Here is a 12,457-nt window from a genome sequence, read left to right on the forward strand (position 1 = left end):
CATGAAAAGATTCGTGATACTGACCTTGCTGGCCGCAACGGCGGCGGGTTTCAATGCCTGTAAAGATTACCTGAACGTGGTGCCCGACAATGCCGCCACGATCGATTACGCCTTCCGCAACCGGCTGGAAGCGGAAAATTACCTCTTCACCTGTTACAATACCCTGCAACAACTGGGCAATGTGGTACAGCACCCTGCCTTCACTACTTCGGGAGAAATCGCCCTGCCGCTGAACACCCCGCGCCGGGAATTCCTCAACGATATCGGGTTTACCATCATCACGGGCGGACAAAACATCACCGAACCGATCCTCAACTATTGGGACGGCGCCAACAGCGGCCGGTCGATGTTCACCGCCATCCGCCAGTGCAACATCATGCTGGATAACATCCACAAACCGATCGATCTGTCGGGCCCCGAGCGCAGCCGGTGGACGGGCGAGGTGAAGTTCCTGAAAGCGTATTACCATTACTGGCTCCTCCGGATGTACGGGCCCATCCCCCTCATCCGCAAAAACGCCGAGATCGACGCCACCACCGAAGAAGTGCGCGTGCGCCGCGAGCATGTAGACACCGCGTTCAATTACATCGTTTCGCTGCTGGAGGAAGCCATTCCCGATCTGCCGGAAAAGATCGCGGTGGAAGGGAGCGAGATGGGCCGCATCACCAAAAACATCGCACGGGCGGTGAAGGCGGAAGTGCGGGTCACGCAGGCGAGCCCGCTGTACAACGGCAACCCCGACTATGCCCGGGTGAAGAATAAGGACGGCCAACTCCTGTTTTCCACCACAGCCGATCCGAAGAAGTGGGAAACCGCCGCCACGGCCTGCCGCGAGGCCATCACCGCCGCAGAGGCAGCCAATTACCGGCTGTACAGCTTCGTGCCGCCGGGGAACCTCGGCACGGTGAGCGATCAGACGAAGCGCGTGCTCGCCATCCAGGGCGCCGTTACCTTCAAATGGAACGAAGAAATGATCTGGGCGCTCAACCTGCCGTTCTCCTACCAGCAATACGCCGCGGCCCGCCTCCCGGCCACCGCGCAGGACAACTATCAGCTCATCTCCCGGTTGCCCTCCAACATCAACACCGCAGAACTTTTCTATACCAATAACGGTGTGCCCATCGATGAAGACCGGAACTGGGATTATGCCCGTCGCTTCAACCCCACGAACGGCAACGCCGACAATAAATTCTACGTCCGCGAAGGATATACCACCGCCGGTCTGAACCTCTACCGCGAGCCCCGCTACTACGCCAACCTCGGCTTCGACGGCGGTATCTGGTTCGGGAATGGTGTGCTGACCGATGCGAGCGCTTTGCACGTGGAAGCCAAGCTCGGCCAAACGGCCGGTGTGATGGACGGTTTCCGGTACAACGCCACGGGTTACTGGCCCAAGAAACTCGTGCATTACAAATCCGTGTACGACAAAGGGGTGAGCATCACGGAAGATTATCCCTGGCCGATGTTCCGCCTGGCGGCATTGTACCTGCTGTATGCCGAGGCGCTGAATGAATCGGCCGGCCCGTCGGACGAAGCGTACGATTACATCAACCGCGTGCGGGTGCGCGCCGGACTGAAAACCGTGCAGGAATCCTGGGCGCAATATTCCCGTTTCCCCAATAAATACACCACGCAGGCGGGGCTTCGCGCCATCATCCAGCAGGAACGGCGGATCGAATTGTGTTTCGAAGGCCAGGCAGGATGGGACCTCCGCCGCTGGAAAACCCTCGCCAACGTCATGTCCAAACCCATCCGCGGCTGGGACATCAACAAGGAAACGGCAACAGGGTATTACCGCCCGCAATCCATCATCACGCCCGTATTCCAGACGAAGGATTACTTCTGGCCCCTGCGCGACAGGAGCCTGTCCGTCAACCCCAATCTCGTTCAAAACGCTTACTGGTGATCTTCAACAAAACAGCCACATCATGAAACATTTCAGATACATTTCCGGCATGCTGCTACTGGCAGGAACGATCCTGGCCGGCTGCAACAAATCGGACAACTACAAGGGTTTCCCTTCCGAAGACGATACAAAACCCGGCGCGGTGAGCAACGTGCGCGTGGTACCGTTCAACGGCGGCGCGGAGATCAGTTACGATCTGCCCAAAAGCCCCAACCTGCTCTACGTGCTCGCGGAATACCGGATCAACGACCAGCAGACCCGCCAGGCCAAAGCGTCCTATTATGACAACAAGCTCATTGTAGAAGGTTTTAAGGACGCAAAACCGTATGACGTAACGCTCACGGTGGTGACGCGCAGCGAGGCTAAATCCGACCCCGTGAAAGTGACCGTTACGCCGAAAACGCCCATCTACAAGCTTGTTCGTCAGGAAGTAAAGGTGCAGCCCGATTTTGGGGGGATTTACGTGTCGGCCCTGAACCCGGAGAAGAAAAGCCTCGGCGTCATCATCCTCGCCAAAGATCAGTACAATGATTGGGAGGTGATCGAACAACTGTTCACGACGCAAGACAGTATCCGCATCAAAGTGCGCGGATATCCTTCCGTGGAGCGGGAGTTCAGGGTTTTCGTGACGGATAAGTGGAACAATCTTTCCGATACGCTGTCGGTCACGCTGACGCCGATCTTCGAAAAGGCGCTCGACAAAACCAAATTCAAACAATACCAGCTCCCGACCGATCAGCGCGACGATTACGGATGGATCATGCCTTACCTCTGGGACGACCGGATCGCGGAGCCGTACGGGTTCCACACGCCCGACGGGTCTAACATGCCGCAGCATTTCACGTTCGATATGGGCGTGGAAGCGAAGCTGAGCCGGTTCAAGATCTGGCCGCGGACGGGCTCGTTCGTATGGAGCCACGGTAACCCGAAACGCTTCCGGGTGTGGGGCTCCAGGGCGCCTAACCCCGATGGTAGTATGGACGGAACCTGGGAGCTGTTGGGCGAATACGACTGCAAAAAACCTTCCGGATCGCCGCTCGGCACCAATACCCAGGACGATATCAACGCCGCCGTGGCCGGGTTCGATTACGATTTCCCGAGCGCCGCCGGGAAAGTGCGGTACATCCGCTTCGAAACGCTGGAAACGATGTCGGAAGACTTTATGCACCTCATGGAAATGACGATCTGGGGCGCGGAATAACCACTTCAAAATCATCAAGATGAAATCATTACGAACGAACATAACCGCCGCACTGATGATCGCCGTCGTTTTCGCCGGCGGATGTAAAAAGGAAGCGGACGCATTCAAATCCATGCTCGACGGGAAGGAAGTGATCTATCCCGGCCGTATGCAGCAGGCGGCCATCGAGACCGGGAACAAGCGCGTGGAGCTTTCGTGGTTCCCCAGTACCGACCCGTCTATCCGCAAGCACCGCATTTTCTGGAATAACGGGCAGGATTCGCTGGACACGGAATCCAAGACCACGGATCCCTCACAACGCCAGCGGATCGTTATCAACGGGGTGAACGAAGGCACACAGACCTTCGCCATCTATTCGTTCGACGATCTCGGCAACCGCTCTACGCGAATGGAACTGGCCAACATCCGCGTGTATGGCGACGTCTACCGTTCGGAACTGTCGAACCGCGCCAGCAGCGGCACTTCGCTCAACGCCGGAAAGCTCGTCACCCATTGGTTCACGCCCGACACCGTCAACATGAAAACCGACGTGATGTACACCAGTACCACGGGCGCAGCGAAAACGCTGGAACTGGGGCCGGATGCGGAAACGCTCGAGCTGCCCGACTGGAAACCTGGCACCATGGTGTATTACCGCTCGTTTTACCGCCCCTATTCCGCATCCATCGATACTTTTGGCGTTACTTACCGCGATTCGCTGGAGTACATCTATCCGTATGAAGGCAATTACACGGCCGTTGGCACCCGGTACAATTACAGTGCCGACGGAACGCTGGCGGGCTCGGTGGCGATCAATCTTGCCAAACAGTTGGGAAAAACGAATACGCGCCTGGCATATGAATCCGACGATATTGCCAATCTCGCCAACTACGCCAACAGTAAAATGACGCTGACCATCCACCCGGAAAACAATACCATCGATGTATCCGGTTATATTAGCGGTACGAACCCGATCACGAACCACCCCACGGCCGGGAAGAGCTATTTCGATCCGGCAACGGGGCAACTCGTATTGCGGTATAAGTATACCAATGCCGATGGTTCATTCCGCCTGATGGAAGAAGTCTGGACGAAGTAAACAGCCTTAACAGTGAACAATAGATGAACGTAAGCCTGAAGTTCGCATAACATGCGGGCTTCAGGCTTTATGGAAACCGACGATTAACCCATTCAGTTACAACAACGTGTCCGATTCACCCACGCCATACCGACCAGATATGAAGAAGCACGACGGATTTCAGGGACAAAAAGCAGTGATCATTCCGCGGCACATCTACCAGCGTGCCTGCCGGGACCAGCCCGCCATTTCCGGGCTTTTTATCACCGATATCGGGTATTATCCCAATGCCCATTACCATTTCCGCGAACGGGCCGCCGGCGCGGAGCAACACATCCTCATTTATTGCAAGGAAGGCCGCGGAAAAGTGCAGTTGGCCGATGCCGCGTATACCGTGGAGCCGGGCGAATGTTTCCTCATCCCCAGGGGCGTTCCACATGCCTACGCCGCCAACGAAGTGCAACCCTGGACGATTTACTGGCTCCATTTCGCCGGAAGCGCCGCCGATGCCCTCGTGGAAGGACTGCGGCAGGGCAACGCCCTCATCAAGAAATTCATCCACTTTTCCAATGAGCGCGAGGCGTTTTTCAACCAGCTGTACGACCGCCTGGAGCGGGGCTTCAGCACCGATAACCTCCTGTTCGCCAACCTGCACCTGCCGGGCTTCCTGGCGGATTGTCTTTTCGAAGAAGTGCCGGCCGCCTACAGCGAAGAGTTTTCCGCGAACATGATCAACACCGCGATCGACCATATGCAGAAACGATTGGCCGGAAAGTGCCGCCTGGCCGATCTGGCGGCTGTCCTCAACGTGTCCGTGTCCCATCTCTGTTATCTATTCAAACAGAAAACCGGTTTTTCGCCTATCGAGTATTTCAATCACCTGAAGATCCAGCAGGCCTGTCAATACCTGCTGTTCACGGATTTGCGGGTGAATGAAGTAGGGGTGCGGCTGGGGATGGAAGATGCGTACTACTTTTCGCGGTTCTTTAAGCGGCAGATCGGGATGTCGCCGCAGGCGTACCGGAGCCGGCGGAAGAAGGAAGCGGGATAGGGTGGATGCGGCGGGCAGGGTGATAAGGATCAGCTTTGCTGCGATTACGGTCATTTTCCATGCAGGGGAATTCAGTGAACTTGTTAATGTCGGAAATAACATTGTTCACTTGAAATCACCACATGCAACCAGTCCGCAATACAGATAATCTGGCCAGGAGCCTGGTGCTCGTACTGGCTGGCGGGTCATTGCTTTATTTCGGAAAGCCGCTTTTCGTACCGCTGTTTATGGGTTTATTGGTAGCGATGATCATGTACCCGGTTTGTACAACCCTGGAGCGGTGGGGCGCTTCCAGGACGGTGGGGGTTACGGTTTGCCTCGTTATCGTCATCGCGCTGTTTGCAGCGCTGTTGGCGCTGCTTGTCTGGCAACTCCGATCGTTCCTGGGTGATTGGCCTATGCTGGCGGCTAAGCTGGAAGGATCGCTGACGGATGTAAAACAATGGCTGGCGTTGAACTTCCGGATCACGCTCGAGGTGCAGGATAACTGGCTGCACGACCAGGCGGGCCAGGTCATGGGGTTCATTGGCCCTGTGCTGAGGGGCACGGTCAATGTAACGGCGAATACGCTTTTTATGTTGTTTATGACGCCTGTTTTTGCCGCGCTGTTTTTGTTCCACCGACGGGTTTTTGTATTGTTCCTGGAGAAGATGGCGGGCGACCGTTACGCGCATAAACTGGAAACGATCCTGCGGCAGGTGATCCGGACATATTTTCAGTATGTCAAAGGCATGATTCTCGTGTACCTGGTCGTAGGTGTCCTCAATACCATCGGGCTATACCTTCTCGATGTGCCGCATGCCTTTCTCTTCGGGATGCTTACGGCCATTATGACCATCATTCCCTATTTCGGGATCATTGTGAGCGCATTGCTGCCAATTTCAGCGGCGTGGACCGTCCATGGGTCCATTTGGTACCCAGTCGGGGTTATCGGGGTTTTCAGTTTTGTGCAATACCTGGAAGCCAACATCATCTTCCCGAAAATAGTAGCCGCGCAATTGAACGTGAGCACCTGGGCTACGCTGGTAGCTATTCTTGCCGGCGGGATCGTTTGGGGAGTTGCCGGTATGGTCCTGTTCATCCCATTCGTGGCTATGGCCAAAATAGCGGCAGACCACCTGGATGAATGGGCGCATTGGCGGTTGTTGTTGGCCCGTGCAGCATCCGGAAAGGGGAGTGGATGATATCGATCAGGCAACCGCCGTATTTGCGTCATTCTTTGTCGGGACAATCCTGGGTAATTTTCAATCATGGAAATTTCATCTCATCACTTATAAATCTGAAGTATCATGAAAACGCTTTCTTTACAACCCGACACGATGTTCCCGGCCCTGTGGGACGACTTCTTTTCCGGATGGCTCGATATGAACGGGAAGAAGAATAAACCGTTTCTGACCGTTCCGGCGGTGAACATCAGTGAAGGCAAAGATGCATTCAAAATCGCCATGGCAGCGCCTGGCATGAAGAAGGAAGATTTCAGGATCGATGTATCGGAAGGGTTGCTGACCGTCAGTTCCCAAACGGGATCGAAGCATGAGGAGGAAAAGGATAACTACCGGAAACAGGAGTACAATTACAGCAGCTTCACGCGCGCTTTCGAAATCCCGGATTCGGTGATCGCCAGTAAAATCGAAGCGAAATATACCGATGGCGTCCTCGAGATCACATTACCGAAAAAGGAAGAAACAAAAACATCTCCCACCGTGAACGTAACGGTGAAGTAAGGCAATTTGCTGCAACTGCTGCCCCGCCGGTCAGGCGGGGCTTTTTTTGTCTTTATGTGGTTGATGGTGCTGCACTTTTGCGCAGAGTGTACTGGCCTCTTTCAATACCCTATCCGCTTTTCCGGGTGGAACGGCCACTTCGTTCAGGGCATCGGGCCGCCCGAGCAGATCACTGCAAAGCACGACCCCCAGGTGCAGCAACCTGGATTTTTCGTAATGACTGAGGGTGGTGAGGCAGGTCACCGGGTAAAGTTGCTGCTGGTCGATGACGTCGCGAAGGCCTTTGCCGGAAGGGTGGTCCCAGGACAGTAACTGCAATCCCACACAGTTGCTGTACTGGAGCGCGTCCGACGAAAAGCGGGAATTGGTAATGAGCCAACCCGACAGTTTGCCTGGGCTGGATTTTTCGAATGAGCGGGCGATGTCCTGGAACCGAGCATGTACGTAAAGTGCCACCTTCACATCGCATTTGATGCCTGCCTGGTGGTACTTGCATTCGATGAAGTTTTTTTCTCCGGCCGTAGTGGCCATTACGTCAACTTCATGCCTGACGCAGTGGCCGGTGATGAACTGGTTGGTTTGTACGGTATAGCCCCTGCGGCGGAAGAGCTCCCCGATAAATTGTTCGAACGGGAAACCCGACGGCCCCAGTTCCAGGATGGCCCTTTTCAGATGGTAGCGCGCTGCGGCGGGGCGCATCCTGTCTTTCAGCATGCCGAAGGCCAGGTCATAGATCTCCCGCGTGGGAATGCCGGGGTAGAGCCTGGGCCGCAGGGAAGCGATGATCCCGTCTGCCGTATCCTCCGAAGCGCCGGAGCGGGTGAGCGACCGGCGCAGTTTTTTTCCGAGAATGCCGCCAGTCCCCCGTCCGATTTCCGGACGTACTGTATCGCTTGTTTTTCTTCCATATGCAGCGTTTTTACCAAAGTACGAAGTTGGCGGGTCACAGACGCTGACGGCCGTACGCATCGCCATTGATCGTGATCAGCCGGGCTGGCCCGGCGATGTATGAACGTCATCAAGACACTGTATTTACATCATTTACCCGGCTCCGGTACTATGTTAACTTTAGGGTATAAACCACCTACCATGGCGCTCCTTGCAACGATACGGTGCATCGTCCTCGCGGGAATATTGGGTTCCTGTACGGAACGTACGGAAATGATACGGCAATTGGGCCGGGAACATATGGATACGGTCCCTGCGGGCATCCGCATCGCGCCGGATTCTCTGCCTCCGGATACTGCCGCCTGGCGTCAGGCCCTCCGGCATCTGGCGCACGGGGCCCCACTTACCTGGTGGGCTGCCGCCGAAGACGGGCCGCCGCTGCCGGGGGCTTTGTTGCCATATAAAAGGATCGTAGCATATTACGGCAACCTGTACGCCCCCGCCATGGGAATACTGGGCGCCCTTCCGGAAGACGCGCTCATGGAAAAATTAGCCGGCGAAATGCGGCTATGGGAAGCTGCCGATACGATGATCTCCACGGTATCTGCCCTGCATTACATTGCCGTAACCGCCCAGCGAACACCGGGAAGGGACGGCATGTACCGCCTCCGGATGCCGCACACGGAAATCGACAGGGTCATCGATATGGCGCGCCGGCACCAGGCGATCGTTTTCCTCGATATTCAAACCGGGCACAGCGACGCGCTCACGGAAACCAAAGCACTTGCCGGATATCTGGCCATGCCCGACGTGCACCTGGGCCTCGACCCGGAATACAATATGATCGGCGGACAAATCCCGTGCTCCACCATCGGCACCATGGACGCGGCTACGATCAATGCCGTTTCCGGTTACCTGGCGGAATTGGTACGGGAAAACGGTTTGCCACCTAAAATCCTCGTCGTTCACCGCTTCACCCAGGCGATGGTCACCAATGCCCAGTCGATCACCCGCCGGCCGGAAGTGCAGTTCGTGATGAATATGGACGGCTTCGGCTCACCTGCCAGGAAAAAGGATACCTACGGGGCATATATCGGAAAAAAGCCGCCGCAGTTTACGGGGTTCAAGTTATTCTACAAGATAGACCCCGCTACCGGCGGGCGCCTTATGCTGCCTGCCGAGGTGTTGCTGCTGCAACCTTCCCCGGTTTATATCCAATATCAATAACTAAAAATCAGTCATATGAGAAAGGCCGAATTGGGCTTTGACGGCTCCTGAAACGATGACCACGATCATCGCCGCCACGTCCGCCATCATTCTTCCACCAGGCCGGAAGGCCTAACTTTCATTAAAATACTCACCATGAAAAAGATCCTTGCAACCGTAGACGCACTGCATTTCTCGGAACATGAGCTGAGAAGTTACAAATATATCGCTGACAAAGCCCGCGGCGCGCTTACCATTCTTTTCCTCGAAAACATCGCCGGTGAAGCCGTGCAATATGCGGCGCTGGAATCCGGTACGCTCGATTACCAGGCCATTTTCGCGGAAAGCATGAAGGAAAGGCGGGAAAAATCCATCGAGAACAAAAAACGCCTGCAGGAATATTACCGGGATAACGGGATGGACGTGACCGTACGCGAACTCCCCGGCGTGCCCATGGTGGAAGCGGTTGCGGAAAGCCGCTTCGCCGACCTCCTGCTCGTTCGGAACGATACTTCGTTTTCCATGCTCACCGATTCCAATCCCACGCAATTCGTGAAGGATATGCTCGTGCAGGCGCAATGCCCGGTGATGGTGATCCCGGAAACGGTCCATTATTTCCGGGAGCTCATATTCTCCTATAACGGCACATTCTCTTCATCGTTCGCCATCCGCCAGTTCACACAACTGTTCGATACCCTGAGCGAAGTGCCCGTCAAAGTCATTTACATCGCAGAAAACGATGAGCGGAAAATCCCTTCCGGCAAACTCATCAAAGAATACCTCAACCATCATTACGAAGATGTCACGTACCAGTCGCTCGAAGGCAAACCCGCCGCAGAACTCCTTGCCGCCACCCTGCACAGCACCCATGGCGTCGTTACCCTGGGCGCATACGGCCGGAGCGCCACTTCCCGGTTCTTCCGCCACAGCGATGCCGAAGCGATCCTGCGGACGGCCAACATTCCCGTATTCATTACTCATCCCTAAAATCCACATTGTATGAAAGGGCTAGTCGTTTATAAGGGGCGGTATGGAGCAACGATGCAATACGGCATCTGGCTCGGTGCGGCATTGAATTATCCTGTCGTTAAATCGGATTTCGTGCGGCCGGAGCAGATCACCCAGGCGGATTGTATCCTGATCGGCACCAGCGTTTACATCGGACAGTTGCAGGTGAAAAAGTGGTTGCAGGCGAATGCCCCCTTCTTGGAAGGCAAGAAGCTCATCTTTTTCATCGTTGCCGGCGGTGTGCCCGACAACCTGGCCGAAGTAAAAACCTATGTCGAAAAATGTGTGCCGGCCTCGTTGCAGCCGGGTGCGCAATGCTTCTATCTGCCGGGCCGGTTGAATTTCGGCCTGTTGTCGCTGAAAGACAAAATATTGCTGCGGATGGGCGCCTGGCTCGCGGCCAGGAAAGGGAAGAAAATAACGGTTACGGATTATAACCACGTGGCCAGGGAGCATATCGCTCCGGTGATCGAAGCCGCCCTGCTGATGGCTACAACATCACTCACCTCGCAAAACGCCGCCATATGAAAATGCTCATCACGGAAGAATTCCTTGTCCGCTACATCCAGGACGAATTTCATATCTGTTACCCGCACCTGAAGCTGGAATTCTTCAGGCAGCCGCACGGCCTCCACGAAGGCAGCCACCGGGTGGATAAAGTGCATCCGGATACACATATCGATGAAATCCGGGACTTCCATAGTGCCGCGTGGATCGATTTCGGCGGTTATATCACTGCCGCAGACCTGGAAGACCAGTTTACGCATTTGCTGGGCCTGAGCGCACAGGTTTTCCGGAAATCTGGAAATGTCTGGCTCGAAACCACGGAAACTGACGACCTGACGCTGGGCGAGCTTGAAGAAAGAAGCAGCTATGAGGCTACCCGGGCAGGCATTCCTGATAACGATCTAAACGAACAAACATGAAGATGATAATGATTGTTATTGCCGTTGCCGTGTTGTTGCCGGCATGTTATTCCACGCAGCTTACCCGGATACAACAGCCGGCGGCGGCATCGCCCGTGGCCTGCAAAAAAATACTTGTGCTGGGCATGATGCCCGACAGCGTATTGCGGCAGCGGATGGAATCGCATGTTGCGGGAGATCTGACAGATGCAGGCTTTACAGCGGTAACGTCGTTCCAGGGGTTCGATGCGTTCGAGTTCCTGCAGTCGGAAGACAAAGTGCCGACACAACAATTCGCTGATCGGGGGATCGATGCCGTGCTGACCATTTCCCTGATCAATAAAACGACGGAAGGCGTCTTCCTTCCGGTTAGCCTCTATCACCTGCTGACCGACCAATACGCATCGGAATACTACTGGATGCTGGCGCCCGAGCTGCAAAGGGAAGAAACCCGGTACGCCTGGGAAAGTGGTCTGTACGACGTGGCGGATGGCCTGCGCAAGTTTGCCGTGCAGTCCGTTTCGTTCGCGCCTTCCTCGCAGGAGCGCATGGCGCATGAATACGGCAAGGTGCTGACGCGGGAACTGGTCCGCCGAAAAGCGATCTCCCGGCCCAGGTGAGCCGGGAGTTTTTATTTAGTGGTGACTGATGAACAATGCCTTCGATACGAATTTCGCGAGCGGTTCGGCATGGCTGGCAGACACGAACGCAGACCAGCCGCTTCTTCCATAAGCACCCATCACGATCAGCAGTTTATCCTTTTCCAGCACATATTCCAGCAACGCGATCCTGCTGTCGTCTCCCGCATTCACGAATTTTACTTCGCGGAAATTTCCCCGCAGCCAATCGCCCATCAGTTGTAATTCTTTTTTGCTGACCCAGGTTTCGCCATGGGCAGTGAGCACCGTCAGCCTTCTGTCGGTCAGCCGGGGGAAAAGGGCGCAAAACTGTTTGATGGCGAATACGGAAGAAGGGCTGCCATCATAAGCGAACACGATTTCTTCGAGCCCGTCGAACCTTTCGGGGACGAGGATGACGGGGCATTCCGACTGTGAAAGGATATTGCGCGCCATCGACGGCGAATGACCGGCATTGGATACCGACAATCCCAGCGCGGGATCTATCAGCAGCAGGTCCGCATACCGGCATTCCGTCACCACCGTATCGGCGATGTGATCGCTGATCAGCAGGGCCTGGGCGTTGAAACCGACTTCGTCGCAGGTATTCCTGAACACCGAAAGGTTCCTTTGAATACATTCATCCCTGAGTATTTCCATGGGCGTGTCCCGGTTGCAATCCCCGCCGCTGCAGATCATTTCTTCGCGCAGCGCCTTTTCCGAAGCGGAATCGTGCGCGGCCAGTTCCACAAACAGTCCGGTCAGCGGCGCATGCAGCAACTGGCAAACGAAACCAGCGAAATCCAGCGGATGGCGGTCGATCTTGTAGGCATCCGCCAGGTAGAGTACCTTTTTCATGGTGGAAAGTTTCGGGAAAGTTACCGGCATCCGCAT

The 12,457-nt window shown here is 55.4% G+C and carries 13 protein-coding genes; 11 read left to right on the top strand and 2 right to left on the bottom strand.

Annotation, left to right across the window (positions count from 1 at the left end; genetic code table 11):
- The first annotated feature begins 1 nt into the window (after position 1).
- From WJU22_RS14135 to WJU22_RS14160, 6 genes are all read left to right on the top strand, one after another.
- Complete coding sequence (locus WJU22_RS14135) at positions 2 to 1,906, top strand: RagB/SusD family nutrient uptake outer membrane protein (RefSeq protein WP_341838831.1); 1,905 nt, start codon at positions 2 to 4, stop codon at positions 1,904 to 1,906.
- Between the two features lie 22 nt (positions 1,907 to 1,928).
- Positions 1,929 to 3,107, top strand: a complete 1,179-nt coding sequence (locus WJU22_RS14140) for a DUF5000 domain-containing lipoprotein (RefSeq protein WP_341838832.1) — start codon at positions 1,929 to 1,931, stop codon at positions 3,105 to 3,107.
- 19 nt (positions 3,108 to 3,126) lie between these two features.
- Positions 3,127 to 4,185, top strand: coding sequence for a DUF4998 domain-containing protein (locus tag WJU22_RS14145; RefSeq protein WP_341838833.1), 1,059 nt, complete (start codon positions 3,127 to 3,129; stop codon positions 4,183 to 4,185).
- 139 nt (positions 4,186 to 4,324) lie between these two features.
- Positions 4,325 to 5,215 carry an AraC family transcriptional regulator gene (locus WJU22_RS14150; protein WP_341838834.1) on the top strand — a complete coding sequence of 297 codons (891 nt, stop codon included), beginning with the start codon at positions 4,325 to 4,327 and terminating at the stop codon, positions 5,213 to 5,215.
- A 122-nt stretch (positions 5,216 to 5,337) separates the two neighbouring features.
- A complete protein-coding gene (locus tag WJU22_RS14155) occupies positions 5,338 to 6,399 on the top strand; it encodes an AI-2E family transporter (protein WP_341838835.1) in 1,062 nt (353 codons plus the stop codon).
- A 105-nt stretch (positions 6,400 to 6,504) separates the two neighbouring features.
- Positions 6,505 to 6,939, top strand: a complete 435-nt coding sequence (locus tag WJU22_RS14160; RefSeq protein ID WP_341838836.1) for an Hsp20/alpha crystallin family protein — start codon at positions 6,505 to 6,507, stop codon at positions 6,937 to 6,939.
- 30 nt (positions 6,940 to 6,969) lie between these two features.
- Here the strand turns inward: WJU22_RS14160 and WJU22_RS14165 are convergent, their stop codons facing one another.
- Entirely contained in the window at positions 6,970 to 7,914 is a 945-nt protein-coding gene (locus WJU22_RS14165) for a restriction endonuclease (protein ID WP_341838837.1), read from the bottom strand.
- A 114-nt stretch (positions 7,915 to 8,028) separates the two neighbouring features.
- On the opposite strand from WJU22_RS14165, the gene WJU22_RS14170 reads away from it, so the two are divergent.
- The 5 genes from WJU22_RS14170 (at position 8,029) to WJU22_RS14190 (ending at position 11,566) form a co-directional block, all read left to right on the top strand.
- Complete coding sequence (locus WJU22_RS14170; RefSeq protein WP_341838838.1) at positions 8,029 to 9,054, top strand: hypothetical protein; 1,026 nt, start codon at positions 8,029 to 8,031, stop codon at positions 9,052 to 9,054.
- A gap of 135 nt (positions 9,055 to 9,189) precedes the next feature.
- Positions 9,190 to 10,020, top strand: coding sequence for a universal stress protein (locus WJU22_RS14175; RefSeq protein WP_341838839.1), 831 nt, complete (start codon positions 9,190 to 9,192; stop codon positions 10,018 to 10,020).
- A gap of 12 nt (positions 10,021 to 10,032) precedes the next feature.
- The gene (locus WJU22_RS14180) at positions 10,033 to 10,569 is read left to right on the top strand and encodes a flavodoxin domain-containing protein (protein WP_341838840.1); all 537 of its coding nucleotides are present in this window, start codon (positions 10,033 to 10,035) and stop codon (positions 10,567 to 10,569) included.
- On the top strand, positions 10,566 to 10,967 hold the full coding sequence (locus tag WJU22_RS14185; protein WP_341838841.1) for a hypothetical protein: 402 nt from the start codon (positions 10,566 to 10,568) through the stop codon (positions 10,965 to 10,967). The genes WJU22_RS14180 and WJU22_RS14185 overlap by 4 nt, the downstream gene beginning before the upstream one ends.
- Positions 10,964 to 11,566 (top strand): hypothetical protein, encoded by a 603-nt coding sequence (locus WJU22_RS14190; RefSeq protein WP_341838842.1) that lies wholly within the window; start codon positions 10,964 to 10,966, stop codon positions 11,564 to 11,566. The genes WJU22_RS14185 and WJU22_RS14190 overlap by 4 nt, the downstream gene beginning before the upstream one ends.
- A 15-nt stretch (positions 11,567 to 11,581) precedes the next feature.
- Here WJU22_RS14190 and WJU22_RS14195 read toward each other — a convergent pair whose 3' ends face one another.
- Complete coding sequence (locus tag WJU22_RS14195) at positions 11,582 to 12,421, bottom strand: universal stress protein (RefSeq protein ID WP_341838843.1); 840 nt, start codon at positions 12,419 to 12,421, stop codon at positions 11,582 to 11,584.
- Positions 12,422 to 12,457: the final 36 nt, after the last annotated feature.

The organism is Chitinophaga caseinilytica, assembly GCF_038396765.1.
GTDB lineage: Bacteria > Bacteroidota > Bacteroidia > Chitinophagales > Chitinophagaceae > Chitinophaga > Chitinophaga caseinilytica.

Bases quoted from the DNA above. Each gene is read 5' to 3' on its own strand.
- WJU22_RS14180 (WP_341838840.1), top strand. From the start codon at position 10,033: ATGAAAGGGCTAGTCGTTTATAAGGGGCGGTATGGAGCAACGATGCAA.
- WJU22_RS14170 (WP_341838838.1), top strand. From the start codon at position 8,029: ATGGCGCTCCTTGCAACGATACGGTGCATCGTCCTCGCGGGAATATTG.
- WJU22_RS14185 (WP_341838841.1), top strand. From the start codon at position 10,566: ATGAAAATGCTCATCACGGAAGAATTCCTTGTCCGCTACATCCAGGAC.
- WJU22_RS14150 (WP_341838834.1), top strand. From the start codon at position 4,325: ATGAAGAAGCACGACGGATTTCAGGGACAAAAAGCAGTGATCATTCCG.
- WJU22_RS14155 (WP_341838835.1), top strand. From the start codon at position 5,338: ATGCAACCAGTCCGCAATACAGATAATCTGGCCAGGAGCCTGGTGCTC.
- WJU22_RS14190 (WP_341838842.1), top strand. From the start codon at position 10,964: ATGAAGATGATAATGATTGTTATTGCCGTTGCCGTGTTGTTGCCGGCA.
- WJU22_RS14135 (WP_341838831.1), top strand. From the start codon at position 2: ATGAAAAGATTCGTGATACTGACCTTGCTGGCCGCAACGGCGGCGGGT.
- WJU22_RS14145 (WP_341838833.1), top strand. From the start codon at position 3,127: ATGAAATCATTACGAACGAACATAACCGCCGCACTGATGATCGCCGTC.
- WJU22_RS14195 (WP_341838843.1), bottom strand. From the start codon at position 12,421: ATGAAAAAGGTACTCTACCTGGCGGATGCCTACAAGATCGACCGCCAT.
- WJU22_RS14160 (WP_341838836.1), top strand. From the start codon at position 6,505: ATGAAAACGCTTTCTTTACAACCCGACACGATGTTCCCGGCCCTGTGG.
- WJU22_RS14175 (WP_341838839.1), top strand. From the start codon at position 9,190: ATGAAAAAGATCCTTGCAACCGTAGACGCACTGCATTTCTCGGAACAT.
- WJU22_RS14140 (WP_341838832.1), top strand. From the start codon at position 1,929: ATGAAACATTTCAGATACATTTCCGGCATGCTGCTACTGGCAGGAACG.
- WJU22_RS14165 (WP_341838837.1), bottom strand. From the start codon at position 7,914: ATGGCGATGCGTACGGCCGTCAGCGTCTGTGACCCGCCAACTTCGTAC.